The sequence below is a fragment of the uncultured Microbacterium sp. genome (assembly GCF_945952435.1).
GTDB lineage: Bacteria > Actinomycetota > Actinomycetes > Actinomycetales > Microbacteriaceae > Microbacterium.
This window is the reverse complement of sequence record NZ_CAMFHZ010000016.1, coordinates 19,111-39,296: the sequence shown is the minus strand read 5'-3', so window position 1 is coordinate 39,296 and position 20,186 is coordinate 19,111. Positions and strand designations below refer to the sequence as shown.

General features: G+C 69.8%; 17 protein-coding genes and 1 tRNA gene. 10 read left to right on the top strand and 8 right to left on the bottom strand.

From position 1 onward, the window contains the following. Positions 1-17: 17 nt before the first annotated feature. The 5 genes from Q0P88_RS09850 to Q0P88_RS09830 all read right to left on the bottom strand — a co-directional run bounded on the left by Q0P88_RS09850 (position 18) and on the right by Q0P88_RS09830 (position 7,975). Complete coding sequence (locus Q0P88_RS09850) at positions 18-2,054, bottom strand: MDR family MFS transporter (RefSeq protein ID WP_295013706.1); 2,037 nt, start codon at positions 2,052-2,054, stop codon at positions 18-20. Positions 2,055-2,338: 284 nt separating this feature from the next. Beyond that, complete coding sequence (gene speB, locus Q0P88_RS09845) at positions 2,339-3,292, bottom strand: agmatinase (RefSeq protein ID WP_295013608.1); 954 nt, start codon at positions 3,290-3,292, stop codon at positions 2,339-2,341. Further along, positions 3,289-4,959: a thiamine pyrophosphate-binding protein gene (locus Q0P88_RS09840; protein WP_295013606.1), complete on the bottom strand. Its 1,671-nt coding sequence runs from the start codon at positions 4,957-4,959 to the stop codon at positions 3,289-3,291. Before Q0P88_RS09840 ends, speB begins: the two co-directional genes overlap by 4 nt. A gap of 26 nt (positions 4,960-4,985) precedes the next feature. Further along, positions 4,986-6,656, bottom strand: a complete 1,671-nt coding sequence (locus Q0P88_RS09835) for an amidohydrolase (RefSeq protein ID WP_295013604.1) — start codon at positions 6,654-6,656, stop codon at positions 4,986-4,988. After that, positions 6,653-7,975: an MFS transporter gene (locus Q0P88_RS09830; protein WP_295013602.1), complete on the bottom strand. Its 1,323-nt coding sequence runs from the start codon at positions 7,973-7,975 to the stop codon at positions 6,653-6,655. The genes Q0P88_RS09835 and Q0P88_RS09830 overlap by 4 nt, the downstream gene beginning before the upstream one ends. 205 nt (positions 7,976-8,180) lie before the next feature. On the opposite strand from Q0P88_RS09830, the gene Q0P88_RS09825 reads away from it, so the two are divergent. Then, entirely contained in the window at positions 8,181-9,077 is an 897-nt protein-coding gene (locus tag Q0P88_RS09825; protein WP_295013600.1) for an Lrp/AsnC family transcriptional regulator, read from the top strand. Between the two features lie 99 nt (positions 9,078-9,176). Here the strand turns inward: Q0P88_RS09825 and Q0P88_RS09820 are convergent. Then, a tRNA-Leu gene (locus tag Q0P88_RS09820) sits at positions 9,177-9,263 on the bottom strand. 160 nt (positions 9,264-9,423) lie between these two features. On the opposite strand from Q0P88_RS09820, the gene Q0P88_RS09815 reads away from it, so the two are divergent. The 7 genes from Q0P88_RS09815 to pknB all read left to right on the top strand — a co-directional run bounded on the left by Q0P88_RS09815 (position 9,424) and on the right by pknB (position 18,266). Further along, complete coding sequence (locus Q0P88_RS09815) at positions 9,424-10,155, top strand: DUF3662 and FHA domain-containing protein (RefSeq protein WP_295013598.1); 732 nt, start codon at positions 9,424-9,426, stop codon at positions 10,153-10,155. A gap of 53 nt (positions 10,156-10,208) precedes the next feature. After that, positions 10,209-10,679, top strand: a complete 471-nt coding sequence (locus tag Q0P88_RS09810) for an FHA domain-containing protein (protein ID WP_295013704.1) — start codon at positions 10,209-10,211, stop codon at positions 10,677-10,679. A gap of 8 nt (positions 10,680-10,687) precedes the next feature. Then, positions 10,688-11,938 (top strand): PP2C family serine/threonine-protein phosphatase, encoded by a 1,251-nt coding sequence (locus Q0P88_RS09805; protein WP_295013596.1) that lies wholly within the window; start codon positions 10,688-10,690, stop codon positions 11,936-11,938. After that, positions 11,935-13,320 carry an FtsW/RodA/SpoVE family cell cycle protein gene (locus tag Q0P88_RS09800; RefSeq protein ID WP_295013594.1) on the top strand — a complete coding sequence of 462 codons (1,386 nt, stop codon included), beginning with the start codon at positions 11,935-11,937 and terminating at the stop codon, positions 13,318-13,320. The genes Q0P88_RS09805 and Q0P88_RS09800 overlap by 4 nt, the downstream gene beginning before the upstream one ends. After that, positions 13,317-14,774: a penicillin-binding protein 2 gene (locus tag Q0P88_RS09795; RefSeq protein WP_295013592.1), complete on the top strand. Its 1,458-nt coding sequence runs from the start codon at positions 13,317-13,319 to the stop codon at positions 14,772-14,774. The genes Q0P88_RS09800 and Q0P88_RS09795 overlap by 4 nt, the downstream gene beginning before the upstream one ends. After that, positions 14,771-16,495, top strand: coding sequence for a serine/threonine protein kinase (locus tag Q0P88_RS09790; RefSeq protein WP_295013590.1), 1,725 nt, complete (start codon positions 14,771-14,773; stop codon positions 16,493-16,495). The genes Q0P88_RS09795 and Q0P88_RS09790 overlap by 4 nt, the downstream gene beginning before the upstream one ends. Positions 16,496-16,571: 76 nt before the next feature. After that, positions 16,572-18,266, top strand: a complete 1,695-nt coding sequence (pknB, locus tag Q0P88_RS09785) for a Stk1 family PASTA domain-containing Ser/Thr kinase (RefSeq protein ID WP_295013702.1) — start codon at positions 16,572-16,574, stop codon at positions 18,264-18,266. Positions 18,267-18,282: 16 nt separating this feature from the next. Here pknB and Q0P88_RS09780 read toward each other — a convergent pair whose 3' ends face one another. Further along, a complete protein-coding gene (locus Q0P88_RS09780; protein WP_295013588.1) occupies positions 18,283-18,456 on the bottom strand; it encodes a hypothetical protein in 174 nt (57 codons plus the stop codon). Then, complete coding sequence (locus tag Q0P88_RS09775) at positions 18,456-19,241, bottom strand: class E sortase (RefSeq protein ID WP_295013586.1); 786 nt, start codon at positions 19,239-19,241, stop codon at positions 18,456-18,458. The genes Q0P88_RS09780 and Q0P88_RS09775 overlap by 1 nt, the downstream gene beginning before the upstream one ends. Positions 19,242-19,294: 53 nt before the next feature. Between Q0P88_RS09775 and Q0P88_RS09770 the strand changes: the two genes are divergently transcribed. Together Q0P88_RS09770 and Q0P88_RS09765 are read left to right on the top strand one after the other, a co-directional pair. Then, positions 19,295-19,534 (top strand): cell division protein CrgA, encoded by a 240-nt coding sequence (locus Q0P88_RS09770; RefSeq protein ID WP_295013584.1) that lies wholly within the window; start codon positions 19,295-19,297, stop codon positions 19,532-19,534. Positions 19,535-19,657: 123 nt separating this feature from the next. Beyond that, the gene (locus Q0P88_RS09765) at positions 19,658-20,005 is read left to right on the top strand and encodes a hypothetical protein (protein WP_295013582.1); all 348 of its coding nucleotides are present in this window, start codon (positions 19,658-19,660) and stop codon (positions 20,003-20,005) included. Positions 20,006-20,186 lie beyond the last annotated feature (181 nt).

Genomic DNA, 20,186 nt, shown 5'->3' with positions numbered 1-20,186 from the left:
GACCGCCCCGGCTCCGCTCACGCCGTGTGCGTGCGGATGGTCCCTGTCTCGGTGCGTCCTGCCGCATCGGCCTGCTCCTGCAGCGCCGAAACGCGCCGCAGCGGCGGCACCTTGAAGAACCAGGTCAGCACGAACGCCAGCAGGATCACGCCGAAGCCGACCCAGTAGAGCAGCACGATCGAGTCGATGAAGCCGACCATGAACGGCTTCGACAGACGCGGGTCCGCTCCGGTGAGGAAGGATGTGTCGCTGATCGAGCTCGACGAGGAACCGGACGCCGCCGAGTCCTTCTTCTTCAGCTGGTCCTGCAGCGTCGGGACGAGCGTGTCGACCCAGTACTCGCGTTCGGCCTTGTCGGACCAGTTCACCGAGACGCCGTCGCCCTGCACGGTCGCGTGCGCCTTCTCGGCGACCGCCTTCAGCACGGCCGCATGCGCACCGGCCTCGGCGGCCGGCAGGGCCTCCGCGACCTTCTGCGCGATCACGGCGTCGGCGGCCTGCGCGGGGATCTGCCCCGCGGCCACGGCCCGCTGCACTCCGGCGGAGACCTTCTCCTGCACGGCCTGGGCCGCCGCGGCCTTGGCCTGCGCGTCGCCCTCGGCGAGGCCCTTGTCGAGATTGTCCTGGACGGTCTTCTCGATCGGCGAAACGATCGGGTTCCAGAGCTGCTTCATGATCGCCGCGTTCTCGGACTTGCCGGCCTCAGCGGGATCCAGCGCCGTGTCGAGCGCCGCCGTCAGCGTCGCCTTGTCCTCGGTGGCGTGGACGATGTTCGTCGGCAGCAGGGAGAACAGCAGCGAGAGCATGATCGCGGTGCCCAGCGTTCCGCCGATCTGACGGAAGAAGGTCGCCGCGCTCGAGGCGACGCCCATCTCGTGGGCCGCGACCGAGTTCTGGCTCGCCAGCGTGAGCGGCTGCATGAGCTGACCCAGGCCCAGCCCCAGCACGAACATGCCGATGAAGATCTCCCAGAGCGGGGTCTCGTACCGGATGAAGGTGAGCGCGAAGAAGCCGACGGCCGTGAACAGCGTGCCGAGCACGGGGAAGATGCGGTACTTGCCGGTGCGCGCGGTGATCTGGCCCGACGCGAGCGAGGCGATCATGAGCCCGATGATGAGCGGGAGCATCGACAGCCCCGACTCGGTGGGGTTCAGCCCCTTCACGATCTGCATGTAGAGCGGGATCGTCATCATCGCGCCGAACATCGCGAACCCGACCAGCACGCCGATCAGCGTCGCCATCGAGAAGGTGTTCGAGCGGAAGAGCTTGAGCGGGATGATCGCGTCGTCCTTCATGAGCGCTTCGATCACGATGAAGCCGACGATGCCGACGACGCCCACGACGTAGCAGACGATCGAGGCCGCCGAGGTCCAGCCCCAGGTGCGCCCCTGCTCGGCGACGAGGAGGAGCGGGACGAGGCCGACGATGACCGCCGCGGCGCCCCACCAGTCGATGCGCGGGCCGTGGTGCTTGTGCACCTTCGGCAGGTGCAGGAACGTGATGACCATGAAGAGGGCGAACAGTCCCAGCGGGATGTTGATGAGGAAGCACCAGCGCCAGCCGTCGATCCAGAGGATCTCCTTCGCGCCGGCGAAGAGGCCGCCAACGAGCGGTCCGATCACGGTCGCGATGCCGAAGACCGCGAAGAAGTAGCCCTGGTACTTGGCCCGCTCCCGCGGCGCGAGGATGTCGCCCATGATCGCGAGCGGCAGCGCCATGAGCGCACCGGCCCCGATGCCCTGGACCGCGCGGAAGGCGGCGAGCATGAGCATCGACGTGGAGAACGCGGAGAGCGTGGAGCCCAGGATGAAGACGACGATGCCGAGGATGAACAGCGGGCGGCGCCCGAAGATGTCGCTGAGCTTGCCGTAGATCGGCACGGCGATCGTCGACGTGATGAGGAACGCCGTGGTGACCCAGGCCTGCTGGTCGAGGCCGTGCAGGTCGTCGCCGATCGTGCGGATGGCGGTGCCGAACACCGTCTGCGCGAGCGAGGACAGGAACATGCCGGACATGAGGCCGTAGATGACCAGCATGATCTGCTTGTGGGTCATGATCGGCTGCGACGAGGCGTCGGCCGGTCTCTCGACCGTGCGGACGGCGCCGGTGGCGGTGGCCATAGAGGTCCTTCCCAGAGGAGGCGGAACGCGTCGGGGGCCTCCCCGCGGACGTCGTCGATCAACGCGGATGCCGGCGCCGGCACAAAACTTTGCAACCCTGCAATGTTACACCCTTGCAAGCTTTCATGCACGCACGGATGTCGATCCCGCCGTCCCGGCGCCGCAGCACGACGAAGCCCACCGGCATCCCGGGGGCCGGTGGGCTTGGTCGACGCGGATCAGCGCGTGCGGTCGTGCTGGATCGCCAGGAGCGTGATGAGTTCGTAGACCACGTGGCTCGCCGCGATCCCGGTCATCTGCGCGTGGTCGTAAGCCGGAGACACCTCCACGACGTCGGCCCCGACGATGTTCGTGTCGCGCAGACTGCGCAGGATCCGCAGCAGTTCGCGGCTCGTGAGCCCCCCTGCCTCGGGCGTTCCCGTCCCGGGGGCGTGCGCGGGATCCAGCACGTCGATGTCGATCGACACGTAGAGCGGCGCATCGCCGATCCGGTCGAGGATCCGGGCGATCGCCGCCTCGACGCCGTGCTCCTCGATCGACTCGCTCGACACGATGGAGAAGCCCAGGCGCGCGTCGTCCTCCAGATCCTTCTTGTCGTACAGCGGACCGCGCGTGCCGACGTGGCAGCTCGCGGTCAGATCGATCAGCCCCTCCTCGCTCGCTCGGCGGAACGGCGTGCCGTGCGTGATCGGCGCACCGAAGTAGGTGTCCCAGGTGTCGAGGTGCGCGTCGAAGTGCAGGACCGCCACGGGTCCGTGCCGGCGTGCGACCGAGCGCAGCAGCGGGAGCGCGAGAGTGTGGTCGCCGCCGATCGTGACGATCCGCGGCGCCCGCTCGGCGAGGGCGCTCACCGCGCGATCGGTCTCCTCCACCGCCTCCGCGATGTCGAAGGGGTTCAGCGCGATGTCGCCCGCGTCCACGACCTGCGCGCGGGCGAAGGGCGCGAAATCCTGCGCCGGGTTGTACGGACGCAGCAGGCGCGACGACTCGCGCACGTGCGACGGCCCGAAGCGCGTGCCGGGGCGGTAGCTCACCCCCGAATCGAACGGCGCGCCCACCACCGCGATGTCCGCGTGCTCGACCTCCTCCAGCCGGGGGAGACGGGCGAACGTCGCGAAGCCGGCGTAGCGCGGGTTCACCGAGGCGTCGACGGGTCCGAGGGGAGTGCTCATGGGTGGTCCTTCTGTCGTTCCTGCGGCGTCTCCTGCGCGGAGATGCCGCCCGCCGGGGAGGGCGGAGTGGTCTGGTGGATGTGGACGAGGCGGACGCCGCCGGACGCGATCGCGGCGCGGATCGCCGGACCGGGATCCGCCCCGGGAGCGACCTGGACCCCTTCGGCCCCGAACGCGCGGGCGAGCAGCGGCCAATCCGGCTGGACCAGGTCGACGCCGATCGGCACCATGCCGCGATCCACCTCGTTCTGGCGGATCTCCGCGTACCCGCCGTTGTCGACGCACACGATCGTGAGATCCAGCCGCTGCTCGACGGCGGTGACGATCTCGTTGACCGCGAACATCAGCGCGCCATCGCCGACCACGGCGACCACGGGTCGATCCGGCCGGGCGACGCGGGCACCGATGGCGGCGGGGAGGCCGTACCCGAGCGTCGCGTAGGTGGGCGTGTAGAGCAGTGCGTGCGGACCGCTCCGGCGCAGCACGTTCGCAAGGGCCAGGTAGACGATCTGGGAGGAGTCGCCCGCCACGATCGCGTCGTCCGGGAGCGCGGCGGCGATCTCCTCGGCGAGCGCGACCGTCGCCGGCGCGGTCTCGCGGATCTCTCGCAGGATCGCGGTGCGCACGTCGCCCAGCTCGGGGCTGCGGGGGGCGACCGCGGGGAGCGCGTCGAGGATCCGCTCGAGCACCGCGCGCGCGTCGCCGAGGATCCCGACCGTCGGCGTCAGGTTCTTGTCCACCTGCGAGGGAGCGATGTCGATGCGCACGACCGCTCCCGCAGGCTCCATTCGCGGCGCCCACAGCTCGGCCTCCCCGAGCTTCGAGCCCACGACGAGCAGCACGTCGGCCTCCTCCGCCGCCGCGCGCGCCGCACCGAGGCGGAGGTTCGCGCCGAGCGAGAGCGGGTGGGCCTCGTCGACCGCGCCCTTGCCGTTGAGCGTCGTCAGGACGGGCGCGCCGAGACGTTCGGCGAGCGCGGTGAGCGTCGCGCCTGCCCGCGTGGCGCCCCCTCCGGCGATCACCAGAGGGCGGCGGGCGGCGGCGAGCAGTGCCACCGCCTCCGCGATCGCCGCGTCCGATCCTCCTTCGGCCGGGGGTGCGGGGCGCGGCAGGCGCTCGGACGCGGGCACGTCGGCCGGCGACTCCAGCACGTCGAGGGGGACCTCGATGTGCACGGGACGAGGGCGACCCGTGCGGAAGAGGGCGAAGGCGTCGTGCACGGCGGCGACCGCCTCGCCCGCGGAGGAGACGCGACGCGACCACTCCGCGATCGCGCCGACCATCGCCGAGGCGTCCTTCGTCTCGTGCAGGGTGCCGACGTCGGCGAACTCCGCCCCGCGGGCGACGCCGGGCGAGAGGACGATCATCGGCCGGGACTCGCAGAACGCGGTGCCGACCGCGCTCATCGCGTTCTGCAGGCCGGGGCCAGACGTGGTGATCACGACGCCGGGGAGGCCGGTCTGCTGGGCCCATCCGTCCGCGCCGTATCCGGATCCCTGCTCGTGGCGATTGGTCACGACCCGGAAGCCGAGGTCGGCGAGGGGACGATAGAACTCCAGGTTGTGCGTGCCGGGAATCCCGAACACGGCGTCCACGCCGTACCCGCGGATCGTCTCCAGGATCGCCCTTCCGGCCGTGTCGGCCCAGGGGTCGGTGTCGCTGCTCATCCGTGGCTCCTCATCCCTCGCTCCTCTCAGGCCGCGCGGTGGCGCGGTTCGCCGTCGATCCAGGTCTCCCGGACGCGGATCGAGCCGATCCGTTCGGGATCCGCCACGAGGGGATCCTCGTCGAGCACGACGAAGTCCGCGAACTTGCCGACCTCCAGGCTGCCCAGATCGTCCTCGCGTCCGAGCGAGATCGCGCCCTCGAGGGTGTGCGCGCGCAGGGCTGCGAGCGCGGAGATCCGCAGGTCGTCCGGACCCAGCCGGTGCCCGCGTCGCGTGACCCTGGTCACCGCCGCCTGGATGGCCTCGAGCGGGATCGGATCTGCGACGGGCGCGTCGGAGGAGATGGTGATGGGGACGCCGGCGCGCTCGAACTCGCCGAGCGGGTTGAACCGCTCGCCCGGGGTGCCGATCGCCTCCTCGACCCCCTCGCCCCAGTTGTAGTAGTGCTGCGGCTGGTTCACCGGCCGGATGCCGGCGGCCGCCATGCGTCCGATCTGCTCGGGGGTCGGCAGTCCGCAGTGCTCGATCCGGTGCCGCGCGTCCGCGTCGGGCGCCTCGGCGAGCGCGTCCTCGATCGCGGAGACGACCATCTCGATCGCCGTGGGCGACTGCGCGTGCGTCGCGGTCTGCAGCCCGGCGAGGTGCGCCCGGCGGATCAGCCCGGCGTACTCCGCCGGCTCGTGGTAGAGCTGCCCGGTGCGGCAGGGGTCGCCTACGTACCCGTCGGGGAAGTACGCGGTCCACCCGCCGAGCGTGCCGTCGGCGTAGAACTTGATCCCGGCGAAGCTGAGGTGGGCGTTGCCGAACTGGCCGACCAGCCCCATCTCCAGCGCCTCGTCGAGCAGATGCGACAGCAGGTACATCGACACCCGCAGGGACAGCCCGCCCGCCTCCGCCAGACGCAGGTACATGTCGAACTCGCGTCGGCTGACCTGCGCGTCTCCGATCGTGGTCACCCCGCCCGCGAGGAAGCGCCCGGTCGCGACATCGAGCTGGCGCAGGTGCTCCTCCGGCTCGTCCGCGAGATGGAAGTTCGGGCCGTGATGGCCGACCTTCACCCCGTGGATCCCGGTGAGGATGTTGCAGGCCGCATCCGACAGCTCGCCGGTGAGCTCGCCGTCCGCGTCGCGGAAGAACTCCCCGCCGGGCGGGTTGGGGCTGTCGCGATCGATCCCGCTGCGCGCGAGCGTGTAGCTGTTCACCACGCCGCCGTGACCGGAGGCGTTCATGAGATACACCTCGCGATCGGTCGCGACCTCGTCGAGCTCGAACCGCGTCGGGTGGCGCCGCTCGGCGAGATTGCGGTGCTCGTACCCGTAGCCGCGCACGGGCCGTCCGGGCGGAAGGGCCTTCGCCGCCGCGGTCAGGAGGGCGACGATCTCCGGGATGCTCGCCGCCTTCTCCGGGCCGCAGTCGACCCACGTCATCATCTGGCCGTACATGAGCGGATGCGCATGCGCGTCGACGAATCCGGGCACGATCGTCGCGTCGCCGAGGTCCACGCGCTCGGGCACCAGACCGGCGGCGGCCGCCGCGGCCTCGCACTCGGCCGGGGTCCCCGTCGCGAGGATCCGACCACGGTGGCTGAGCAGCGCGGTCGCCGTGGTCGCGGCGGGATCGATCAGGTGGATGGCCTGCGCCGTCACGAGGCGCGGCACGCTCTGCGGGGACTGGTCGAAGGGGACGAGCTTTCTCATGGCATCCTGTTCGCGGTCGTGTCGGTGCGGGCGGTGAAGGAGGCGGTGACGGGCGCCTCATCGGAGTGCTGCGGCGCGAGCCTGGTGCAGATCCCCGCGAGCACCGCCATCCCGACGAACATCGCGATCACCGACCACACGCTGCCAGTCCAGGCGATGAGCTGGGTCGCGAACCAGGGAGAGAACCCGGCCCAGACGGCCGCCCCGACGCCGTAGGAGAGCGCGATGGAGGTGTATCGCGCCTGCGGGCGGAACATCTGCGCGAGGATCGCGGCGATCGGCGCATAGGTCGCGCTCATCGCGATGCGCACGAGGGAGGCGAGGAGGAAGATGAGCGGCTCGACGCGGCCCGGCATGATCAGCAGGAAGGGCGCGAACGTGAGCACCGACGTGATCAGGCCGATGTACATGACGTTCTTCCGGCCCCACTTGTCGCCGAGCCACGCGACGGGGAGGGTCACGACGAACTCCACGAAGGAGGCGATCGTCATCGCGTCGAGGATCACCTGCTCGCTGATCGAGATGGGCGCGCCGGTGGCGTAGGCGGTGGCGAACGTGGTCGCGAGGTAGTAGCCGCCCGTCGAGACCGGGAGGATTCCGATGCCGAGCAGGATCGGACGCCAGTTGGCGCGCAGGGCGAAGGCGAGCGGCATCGACTGCGTGCGACCCTCGATCTTCTTCTCGAACACCGGGGACTCCTCGACCCGGTAGCGCACCCAGAGCCCGACCGCGATGAGGACGATCGAGAGCAGGAACGGGATGCGCCAGCCGCCGTCGCGGATGAAGCCCTCGCCTCCGCGCGACATGATCGCGAAGATCCCGGATGCCAGCAGCGCGCCGGCGGGGTTCCCCAACTGCGTGAACCCGCCGTAGAACGTCTTGGACTTCTCCGGGGCGTGCTCGACGCTCATGAGAACCGCCCCGCCCCACTCGCCGCCGACGGCGAGGCCCTGCACGGCGCGCAGGAGGATCAGGAGGATCGGTGCGAGGATCCCGACGCTCTCGTAGGTCGGGAGGCAGCCGACCAGCACGGTCGAGGCACCCATGAGCAGCAGCGTGATGACGAGGGAGACGCGACGGCCGAGCTTGTCGCCGATGTGCCCGAAGAGGATGCCTCCGATCGGTCGCACGAGGAAGGCGACCGCGAACGTCGCGAACGCCGCCGAGGTCTCGGCCAGCGGGTCCTTGCTCGGGAAGAAGAGCGGACCGAAGACGAGGGCGGCGGCGGTCGCGTAGACGTAGAAGTCGTACCACTCGATCGTCGTGCCGACGAAGGCGGCGATTCCGGCGCGCCGGGCCTTGCTGTGCGGGGAGGTCATGGCCGCTCCTTTGCGGTGTCAGGGATGCGAAGGATGCTAGGTCGGCGTCCGAGCCGTCGCAAGGCCGTTAGCTCGGGGGATCGCGGTCAGAACTGGAGTATTGTCCGGGCTCAGCGGCAGATTGGCGACGTTTCACCGGTCTAGGGTGAAACTGACACTCTTTTTGTTGACGACGGAATCCAAACGCGGAAAGTGGGGAATCACCGTGACGGCGACGGATTTCGATGCGGAGCTGATCCGCGCTCTCCGCGAGGACGGCCGGGCGAGCATCCGATCGCTGGCCACCCGCCTCGCGCAGCCCCGCGCCGCGGTGGCGGCCAGGCTCCGCGTGCTGCTCGAGGATCGCACGATCCGGATCATCGGGGCGGTGGATCCGTTCTTCCTCGGACAGCACGTCATCGCACACGTCTCGATCCGCACGACGGGCCCCGCGGCCCCGACGGCGATGGCGCTGCGCGCCCTGCCGGAGACGGTCTTCCTGTCGGCGGTCGGAGGGCTGTTCGACCTCGTGACAGAGGTGCGACTGGGCAGCATGGACGAACTGCACGCGGTCATCGAGCGCATCCGCGGACTGCCCGGCGTGCTCGACGCGAGCACCCTCGTCTACACCTCGGTCGTCAAGGGCCCGTTCGTGTCGAGCTATCGCGGGGAGGTGGCGCTCGACACCATCGACGTCGCGCTCATCGAGAACCTGCAGGAGGACGGCCGGATCAGCTTCCGTGCGCTGGGGGAGACGGTGCGCCTGTCGCCGAGCGCCGTCGCGACCCGCGTGCAACGGCTGCGGGAGGCGCACGTCATCCAGATCGGCGCGGTCGAGGCGCGGGGGCCGGCGCAGCGCCGCCAGTCGATGGGCGTGGGCGTGAACCTGACGGGCGACGACGACCGGGTCCTCTCCGTCGTGCGCACCTGGCCCGGGGTGGACTTCGCGGCGCGGACCGTGGGGCGCTTCGACGCCGTCATGACCTTCGTCGAACCCTCTCCGGGCGCGCTCTACGAGGGCAGGGAGCGATTGCGCGCGCTTCCGGGCGTCGCCCGCACCGAGGCGTGGCTGCACCTCTCCGTGCTCAAGGAAGACTACGCACGGCAGTTCCGGACTCCGTGACCGCTCAGCGCACTCCGATGACTGCCGACGACCGCACGACCCGACGACGAAGGCCTCCGCCCGGGGATGTGTCATCCCGAGTCGGAGGCCTTCGTCCTGTGGTGCGCGAGGGGGGACTTGAACCCCCACGCCGTTGCCGGCACTGGCACCTGAAGCCAGCGCGTCTACCTATTCCGCCACTCGCGCATGTCGGTTCTCGCGAACCAACCTCCCGAGAATAACACGGAGCGACGGGGCGTTCGAACCAGTCCCCGCCCGTCACAGCGGGGAATACCGCGTCATCCGGGGGTTCATTCAGGGCGGGTGGCTACGATGGGCCTACCGATCGGTGAGCCATGGGAGCCCAGTGGGACTACTAGACAGCTTTGAGAAGGGTCTCGAGCGCGCTGTGAACAGCGCGTTCGCGAAGACCTTCCGCAGCGGGATCCAGCCCGTGGAGATCGCGTCCGCCCTGCGTCGGGAGATCGACACGAAGGCGGCCGTGGTGAGCCGCGATCGCATCATCGTGCCCAGCACGTTCGTGGTGCACCTGAGCGGCGAGGACGCGACCGCCATGCACGGCCTCGGCTCCACGCTCGTCGACGAGCTGCACGGCCTGGTCAAGGACCACGCCCGCGCCCAGGGCTACAGCTTCGCGGGCCCCGTCACCATCGCCCTCGAGGCCGACGACCGTCTCGCGACCGGCACCCTGCGGGTCGACTCCGCCTCCTCCGGCTCCGGATCGCGGATGACCTGGCAGGCCGTCGTCACGACCGGCGGCACCCGCCACCCGTTGACGAAGGCACGCACCGTGATCGGCCGCGGCAGCGACGCCGACATCACGATCGGCGACGCCGGATCCAGCCGCAAGCACGCCGAGATCCTCTGGGACGGCGACCACGCGATGCTGCGGGATCTGGGATCGACCAACGGCACCAAGCTGAACGGCACCCGCGTCCGCGAGGCGCAGCTCGACAGCGGCATGGTCATCACGATCGGGCGCACCGACCTCAGCTTCCAGATCGTCCCGGTCTCCGCGCCGGGACGTCCGGGCGGGCGGGGCGACGACGTCACGCGGGCGTTCGGAGTCTCCCCGTGACCGATCCCAGCTCCCTCACTCTTCTCCTGCTCCGCATCGGCTTCCTCGTGCTGATGTGGTTCTTCGTGTTCGCCGTGGTCTACTCGCTGCGCGCCGACCTCTTCGGCGTGCGGGTGCGCAAGCTTCCCGAGGCCCAGGGCGCCGCGGTCCCCGCTCCCGCGGCAGCGACGCCGGCCGCCGCGAAGGCGAAGCCCGCCCCCAAGGCCAAGCCGGGAGGACCCGCGACCACCTCGACCGTCTCCACGCTCGTCATCACCTCCGGCCCCAAGGCGGGGCTCGAAGTGCCGCTGGGAACCGAGCCGCTGTCGATCGGCCGCTCCAGCGAGTCCGGTCTCGTGATCCGCGACGACTACACGTCCAGCCACCACGCCCGCCTGCTGCTGTGGGGCGATGCGTGGATGATCCAGGACCTCGACTCGACGAACGGCACGTTCCTGGGCGGCGAGCGCGTGGGCGCGCCCGTCGCGGTCTCGATCGGAGTGCCGATCAAGGTCGGCGCCACGACGTTCGAGCTGCGGGCGTAACCGGCGACATGGTCTTCGAGGGCTCGAGCGCCGCGATCTCCCACACCGGGAAGGTCCGCTCCAACAACCAGGACTCCGGCTACGCCGGGGCGAACCTGTTCGTGGTCGCGGACGGCATGGGCGGTCACGCGGGCGGCGACGTCGCCTCCAGCATCGCGGTCCACCGCCTGGAGAACCTCGACCACGGCTACGCCTCCACGATGGACGCGCAGGCCTCCCTGCAGGCGGCGGCGACCACGGCGGCGGGCGACATGATCCGCGCAGTCAAGGACCGTCCGGAGCTCGCGGGACTGGGCACCACGCTCGACGCGATCATCATGGTCGACGACTACGCGGTGATCGGCCACATCGGCGATTCGCGGATCTACCTCTACCGGGACGAGACGCTCACCCAGATCACGAACGACCACACGTTCGTGCAGCGCCTCGTCGACTCGGGCAGGATCACCCCCGAGGAGGCCCGGTACCATCCGCGTCGCTCGGTGCTCATGCGCGTGCTCAGCGACATGGACGCGGATCCCGAACTCGACATGTTCGTGATGCCCACCCAGCCGGGCGATCGCTGGCTGCTCTGCTCGGACGGCCTGAGCGGCGTGGTCGACGAGACGCACATGCTCAAGGCGCTGCGCCTGGGCATGGCCCCAGGACGCACGGCCGACGGGCTGCTCAAGTTCGCCCTCGACGGCGGCGCCCCCGACAACGTCACGATCGTCATCGTCGACGTCGGGGGACAGCACCCGCTGATGAGCGGCACGGCGACGATCGTCGGCGCCGCCGCCAACCCGCAGGGCGTGGTCGTCCCCGCCGCCCGCCCCGCGCGACCCAGCTGGCTGCACCCGGTGCGTCAGGCCGCGAACGAGCCCACGCACTTCGAGCCGGCGGCCGACTACCTCGAAGAGCTCATCGAGGAAGACCACCGCCGTGCGGTGCGCCGCCGCATCGGCTGGATCACGGGCTTCATCGTCGTGATCGCGCTCATGGCCGCCGCCCTGTTCGGCGCGTACGCGTGGACGCAGACCCGATATTTCGTGGGCATCGACCGCGCCAACGACACGGTCGCGATCTTCCAGGGCATCCCGCAGGACGTCGGTCCGATCTCGATGTCGCACGTCTATCAGGACACCGACATCCCCGTCACCGAGCTGCCCGCCTTCTACCAGTCGGTCGTCCAGAACCGCACGACCGCCGATTCCCTGAAGGACGCGCAGGGCATCGTCGAGCGCCTTCGCGCCTCCCTGCCGACGGAGAAGACGCCATGACCGCCACCGCCGACGTGAGCGCCGACACCAGCGTGCTGCGGGCCCTGCGGAAGATCCGCGGCCCGCAGACGCAGCGCAACCGCGAGTTCTGGCTCCTGCTGTTCGCCGTGCTCGTCTCCGGCGCCGCGCTGACCCTCGTCCAGCTCGGCGCGCTGCGCACGATCGACCCGATGATCCTGCTCATCGGGGGCGGCCTGGCCGTGCTCGTCTTCGCCCTGCACATCGTGCTGCGCTTCGTCGCGAGCGATGCGGATCCGTTCGTCCTGCCGATCGCGACGCTGCTCACCGGCGTCGGGATCGCCGAGATCTACCGGATCGACATCGCCGAGCACAACGTGGGCTGGGACGCCTTCTCGAGCAAGCAGCTCATGTGGATGGCGATCTCGGTCATCGGCGCGATCGCGCTCGTCGTCTTCCTGCGCAACTACCGCGTGCTCTACCGCTACACGTACCTGTCCGGGCTGACCGGACTGATCCTTCTCGTGCTGCCCTTCGTGCCGGGACTCAAGGCCGACGCGAACGCCGATGTGTGGATCTCGATCGGCGGACTGGGCTTCCAGCCGGGCGAGCTCGCGAAGATCTTCCTGGCGATCTTCTTCGCCGGCTACCTCGTGCGCACGAGGGAGAGCCTGTCGTCCGTAGGCAAGAGGTTCCTCGGGATCACCTGGCCCCGGATGCGCGAGCTCGGACCGGTCATCGTCGTCTGGCTCATCTCGCTCGGCATCATCGTCGCGCAGCACGACCTCGGCACCGGAATGCTCATCTTCGGGATGTTCATCGTGATGCTCTACGTCGCGACGGGCAAGACGAGCTGGGTGCTCATCGGCGTCCTCGGCGTCGCCGCCGGCGTCGCGATCGTGTCGCAGTTCCTCACGTACGTGCAGGGACGCTTCGACGCGTGGCTGAACGCCTTCGATCCGGATCTGATCGCGTCCAAGGGCGGCAGCTACCAGCTCGTGCAGGGCATCTTCGGCCTCGCCCACGGCGGCCTGCTCGGCACGGGGCTCGGACAGGGCCGCCCGCAGGTGACCCCCGTCGCCGAGAGCGACTTCATCATCTCGAGCCTCGGCGAGGAGATCGGCCTCATCGGCCTGTTCGCGATCCTCTGCCTCTACATGGTGTTCGTCAGCCGCGGACTGCGGATCGGCGTCGCCGGGCAGGACGACTTCGGCAAGCTGCTCGCGGTGGGCGTGTCGTTCACGCTCGGACTTCAGGTCTTCATCATGGTCGGCGGCGTGACCAGGGTCATCCCGCTCACCGGCCTGACCACGCCGTTCCTCGCGGCCGGAGGTTCCTCGTTGGTCGCCAACTGGCTCATCGTCGGACTGCTCCTGCGGATCTCGGACGGCGTGCGCCGTCAGCCCAGGGTGGTGATCGGATGACGAAAGAGCTCCGGCGGATCAGCATCCTCGTGCTCGCGATGTTCCTCGCCCTGTTCGGCTCGGTGAGCTGGATCCAGGTCGTCCAGGCCGACGCGCTTGCGCAGAACGACGCGAACACCCGCACGCGCCTGGACAGCTACGAGATCCAGCGCGGCTCGATCATCGCGGGCGGCGTGCCGATCGCCTCCTCCGTGCCGTCGAAGGACATGTACTCCTTCCAGCGCGCCTACGCGGACCCGCAGCTCTGGTCCGCGGTCACCGGCTTCTACAACCCGGCCCTGGGCAGCGCCACCGGGATCGAGAAGGCCATGAACAGCGAGCTCAGCGGCACGGGCGGCTCCCAGTTCCTCTCCTCGATCGAGCGGATCATCTCTGGGCAGCCGCAACGCGGCGCGAACGTGGTGCTGAGCCTCGACCCCGCCGCGCAGAAGGCCGCCTACGACGCCCTGAAGGGGTACCAGGGCGCCGTCGTGGCCATCGAGCCGAAGACGGGACGCATCCTCGCGCTCGTCTCGACACCCGGGTACGACACGAACAGTCTCGCGGTGCACGACGCCGACAAGGCCAACGCCGCGTACGACGCCCTGCGGAGCGATGCGTCCAACCCGCTCTACAACCGCGGCATCGGCGGCAACCTGAACCCGCCCGGATCGACGTTCAAGCTCGTGGTCGCGGCCGCGGCCCTCGACTCCGGCACGTTCACCATGCAATCGACGTTCCCCAACCCCGCCGCCTACACGCTGCCCGGCACCTCGACCGCGGTGCACAACGCCTGGGGCGGCACCTGCGGGGACGGCCCCACCGTGACCCTCGCCGACGCGATCCGACTCAGCTGCAACATCCCGATGGCCGAGCTCGCCGCGCAGCTCGGCGACGACGCGATCCATGCCGCGGCGGAGAAGTTCGGCTTCAACAAGAGCTTCTCGACACCGCTGGACTCCACCGCGTCCCGGTACCCGACCGGGCTCGACGCCGCGCAGACCGCGCTCACCGGCTTCGGACAGGGCCAGGTCATCGCGACGCCCCTGCAGATGGCGATGGTCTCGGCCGGCATCGCGAACGGCGGGGACGTGATGAACCCGCGCATGGTGGACCAGATCCTCGGCGACGACCTGTCGGTGCAGAAGAAGTTCGACGACACCTCGTTCGGGCAGGCGATGACCCAGGATCAGGCCAAGGCTCTGACCGCCGCCATGCAGGCGTCCGTCTCGAGCGGCGCTGCGCAGGGTGCAAGAATAGACGGTGTCGACGTGGCCGGTAAGACGGGCACAGCGGAGAACGGGGACACCAACCCGTACACGCTCTGGTTCACCGGTTTCGCCCCTGCCAGCAACCCGGAGATCGCCGTGGCGGTGGTCGTCGAGAACGGCGGGGGACAGGGTCAATCAGGTTCGGGCGACGCGATCGCGTCGCCGATTGCCAAGAAGGTCATGGAGGCGGTGCTGAACAGATGAGGCCGACGCAAGGTGTGCATTTCGGCGGTCGCTACGAGCTGCAGTCTCGGATCGCGATCGGTGGCATGGGCGAGGTGTGGGAGGCGACGGACCACGTCATCGGACGGACCGTCGCGATCAAGATCCTCAAGGACGAGTACATGGGGGATCCGGGCTTCCTCGAGCGCTTCCGCGCCGAGGCCCGGCACGCCGCCCTCGTCAACCACGAGGGCATCGCGAGCGTCTTCGACTACGGCGAGGAGAACGGATCCGCCTACCTCGTCATGGAACTCGTCCCCGGCGAGGCGCTGTCCACGATCCTGGAACGCGAAGGCTCGCTGAGCGCGGACAAGACCCTCGACATCGTGGCGCAGACCGCGTCCGCGCTGCAGGCCGCCCATGCGGCGGGTCTCGTGCACCGTGACATCAAGCCGGGGAACCTCCTGATCACGCCCGACGGCAGGGTCAAGATCACCGACTTCGGCATCGCCCGCATCGCCGACCAGGTGCCGCTCACCGCGACCGGTCAGGTCATGGGCACCGTGCAGTACCTGTCGCCGGAGCAGGCCTCGGGTCACGCCGCCTCGCCGGCCACCGACATCTACTCGCTCGGCATCGTCGCCTACGAGTGCCTGGCCGGCCGCCGTCCGTTCACGGGCGAGTCGCAGGTCGCGATCGCGATGGCGCAGATCAACGACACTCCGCCCCCGCTGCCCGCGACCGTCCCGATCCCGGTGCAGAACCTCGTCATGGCGATGATCGCCAAGAAGCCCGCCGACCGGCCGTCCTCGGCCGCCACGGTGGCTCGTGCCGCGCAGGCGCTGCGTCGCGGGGACCTCAACTCGGCTGCGATCGCCGTGCCCGCGATCGTGTCGGGGGTCGCGGGAGCCGCGGCCGCCGACGACGCCGCCACCCAGCTGCTCGGTGCGACCCAGGGCGCGACGACGATCATGCCGACGACCGCGCAGATCCCCACCGAGGACGAGCCGACGCCGGCGACGAAGAAGAAGCGCAGCGCCTGGACCTGGCCGCTCATCGCCCTCATCGCGCTGCTCGCGCTCGTGCTCGGCGCCACCGTGTGGGGGCTGCTGTCGAACCAGAAGCCCGCTCCGGCTCCGACCACGTCGAGCCCCAGCGCCACGCCGTCGAACACGCCGAAGCCGACGCCCACCCCGACGCAGTCGGGCGTCGCCATCGGGACGCTCGGGCTCATCGGGAAGAACTGCGACGACGCGGTGGCGATCCTCCGGCAGAACGGGCTCGACGGCTCCTGCTCGACGGGCGATCATGCGCCCGATGAGAACCAGGTCGGGCTCGTCTACAGCACGAACCCGAGCGGCGGCAACGTGCAGAAGGGCGCCTCGGTGAGCCTCACCACGTACGGCGACCTCGTCCCCGTCGGCGCCCCCGACTCCCCGCCGACCCTCCAGGGCAACGCCGTGGCCGGCAAGAACGCACAGCTGAGCTGGGCCGGATACGTGTGCCCGAGCGGCACCGGCAACGTCGCGGGATACACCGTGACCCTGACGAACGCCACGTTCGTCGGCGCCGGGTCCTCGAAGACCTTCGACGCCGGAACGCTCAGCTCCGAGATCTCGATCGCGAACCAGCCCGGATCCCAGGTCACCGCGGTCTACACCGCCCTCTGCGGCGACAGCAAGCGGCAGACCGGTGCCTCGCCGCAGATGTCGCAGACGATCCAGCAGGGGAGCGTCATCCCCACGCCGACACCGACACCCTGACCGACCGCCCGAGAGACACCGCGACAACCGCGCCGAGACAGAAGGGGGGCCTTCCGTGACGACGACCACACGCATCATGGCCGGACGCTATCGCGTCGACGACCTCATCGGTCGCGGCGGGATGGCCCACGTGCATCGCGGATACGACCTGACGCTGGGGCGCGAGGTCGCGATCAAGATCCTCGACCGGGAGCTCGCGCGCGACACCGGGTTCCGTACGCGCTTCCGGATGGAGGCGCAGGCCGCCTCCCGGATGTCGCACCCGTCGATCGTGCGGGTTTTCGACGCGGGTGAGGACTCCTCCGCCGAGGCCGGAGGCACCGCGACGGAGCCGGTGCCGTTCATCGTGATGGAGCTCGTCCACGGCGAGCTGCTGAAGGACGTCATCGCCCGCGGCCCGGTGCCCACCATCGATGCGGTGCGCTACGCGGACGGCATCCTCGAAGCGCTCGAGTACTCGCACCGCGCGGGCGTCGTCCACCGGGACATCAAGCCGGGCAACGTCATGATCACCCCGACCGGCGCGGTCAAGGTCATGGACTTCGGGATCGCCCGCGCGGTCTCCGACTCCTCGTCCACGGTGGCCGAGACCACGCAGATCCTGGGCACGGCCGCCTACTTCTCGCCCGAGCAGGCGAAGGGGGAGCAGGTCGACGCGCGGACCGACGTGTACTCGACCGGCGTCGTGCTGTACGAGATGCTGACCGGCCGTCAGCCGTTCCGCGGCGATTCGCCGGTCGCGGTCGCCTACCAGCACGTCAGCGAGACGCCGTTGGCGCCGAGCGAGGTCGACGAGGAGCACGATCCCAAGGAGCTCGGCCGGATCCGCGCCCTCGACCCCGTCGTCCTGCGGGCGATGGCGAAAGATCCCTACCAGCGCTACCCGGACGCGCTCTCGTTCCGCACCGATCTGGACGACGCGGTCACCGGCGACGTGCCCACGAAGAAGCAGCTGGGCGCGATCACGAGCGAGCTCTACGGACCCAATCCGCGTCACGCGCAGGAGACCGCGCGCACGCTGCGACAGCTCTCCAGCGACACGACGATGACCCGCACGCAGTCGGGACCCCCTGTCGCGTGGATCTGGGCGGGCGTGGCCCTGCTCGCCGTGCTGATCGCATCCGTGCTCATCTGGGTCCTCGCGATGCGCCCCAGCGACCTGCCGAGCGCCGGGCGCACGATCCCGCACCTGACCGGGGAGACCTACGACGCCGCGGCCGCCAAGCTGAACGGACTGGATCTGAGACCGATCCGCATCGACCAGTCCGACGCGAAGATCGCCGCAGGGACCGTGATCAGCACGGATCCGAGCGCGGGATCGCAGCTCGACAAGGGCCAGTCCGTGACGGTCTACGTCTCGTCCGGTGCGGCGAAGAGCACCGTGCCGACGCTCGTCGGGCTCAGTCAGGCGGCGGCGAAGGACGCGCTCAGCAAGGCCGGCCTGCAACTGGGATCGGTGAGCCAGACGAACGATCCGCAGACCGCGCACGACGTGGTCCTGTCGACGAGCATCGCCGCCGGAACCGAGGTGCAGTCCGGCACCAGCGTCGACCTGGTCGTCGCGAGCGGTGTCGTGACAGTGAACGACCTCACGGGGTGGACGCTGGATTCGGCGACCCAGGCGTTGCAGCAGCTCGGCCTGACCGCCAACCCCGTGGCGAAGCCCGACTGCAAGGCGACGGACCCCAAGACCGTGGCGGCGATGTCCGTCGCACCCGGTGACGTCCCGGTGCAGTCCACCGTCGACCTCATCTACTGCACGGGCAAGTAGAGCGGCGCGACCGGGATCAGCTCGCGGTCGGCGAGGGCTCGATGCTCACGTCGCCGGGCGAGATGAGCGGGCTCACCCACGGGAACACGTAGAAGAACAGCCCGTACAGGATCGCCGAGATCACGACGAGCACGATGAGCAGCCGCACCCACCACGGGCCGGGAAGGATCCGCCATAGCGCCGCGTACATCAGCCCACCGCCTTCAACGAAGCCGGGGCGCCGAGCGCGCGCGGCTGGAACGAGTCGAACACCCCGTACGCGACGATGCGCTCGGCGAGGGAGTACAGCGGCGAGCAGGCCGTGAGCGTGATGTACCGCCCGCCGTCGGCGACGCCGGGCTCCTGCGGCACCGAGAAGAGCACGTCCACGCTCTGCGGGGTGACGTACTCCAGGGTGCGGAAGCGATAGGTGTACCACCCTTGCGGCGTCTCGATCACGATCGCGTCGCCGACGTGGAGCTTGTCGAGCTGGTTGAACGGCTTGCCCCAGGTGGTGCGGTGCGCGGCCATGGTGAAGTTGCCCACCTGGCCGGGCATCCCGGAGTTGGGGTACACGCCGATCCAGCCGTGGTCGAGCGTATCGGGGCGGGTCACGCCTCCGGCGATCTGGACGTTGTAGTCGGATCCCCACCGCGGCACGTGCATCTGCGCGCCCCACGGGACGCCGTTCTGCGGGGGCGTCATCACCGGGGGTTCGTACCACGCGGGCACCGTCGCGGTTCCCGTTCCCGGCGCGATCGCGGGCAACGACGGCGCCGGCTCCTTCGCCCACTCCCGGCTGATCGCCTGGCCACGGTCGTTCGCGGCGGCGCTCAGGATGACGTCGCCGATCCACATCTGCCAGGCCACGTACAGCAGCACGACGACGCCGGCGGTGAGCAGCAGTTCTCCCAGGACGCTGCCGAACGTCGCCCGTCGTCGCGGGGCGCGGCGCCGCCCACGACGACGCGCGGGGGCGGCCACGGCGTCGGTCATCCCGCGATCTTATCGATCTCGATGCGCAGGAACCTGATCGGTAGACTATGCGCATGGCACGATCCCGCAAGCCCGAAGAAGACGTCGTCGAGAAGCCCGACGCCGGCGCCGCCCCGAACGCCGTCTGGTTCAAGCCGGTCATGATCGGCTTCATGCTGCTGGGCCTCGTCTGGATCCTCGTGTTCTACATCACCGGCATGCAGTACCCGATCCCTGGTCTGCAGTCGTGGAACCTGCTGATCGGACTGGGCATCGCCCTGATCGGCTTCCTGATGACCACTCGCTGGCGCTGACGTCCCGCACTCCGCGGGTCGAACGCCCTCGTCGCTCCCGACGGGGGCGTTCCTCGTCCTGCCGGCGCGAATCCTCGTTCTCGGGGCGTTGCCGCCGGCCCGGGAAGGGCTTAGCGTGACGTCATGGCGACCGTACTCAATCAGAAGGCCCTCGACCACGCGACCGCCCTCATCCGAGACGGCCACGTCACCCGCAACGATCACGGCGAATGGTCGGCCGAGCAGCCGGATACGGCCCAGGAGAACGCGTTCATCGAGGCGCACGGCTGGCCGGCCTATGCGGAATGGCATCTCGGGGTCGACCCGGCGGCGGATCCCCGGACCAAGAGGGCGTACTCGTTCCCCTACGGCGACTTCGCACGCGTCGACCGCGCGGGCGTCGTCGCCGTGGAGGAGCGAGCCGCGCAGCACGACCACGCCTCCATCGCCGCCGCAGCCCAGAGCCTGCTCGCCCTGATCGACGGTCGCTGATCCCCGACGAGGTCACGACTTTCCCTCCCCGTGTCGTCTTTCCCTCCCCGCATTGGCGTGATTCAGGGGAGGGAACAGCGCTGTGGGGAGGGGAACGAAGCGGTGCAGTTATCCCCAGTTATCCCCAGTCACACTCGGATATGCACACCGGGATGCCGAGTTATCCACAGATCTGTCCCCA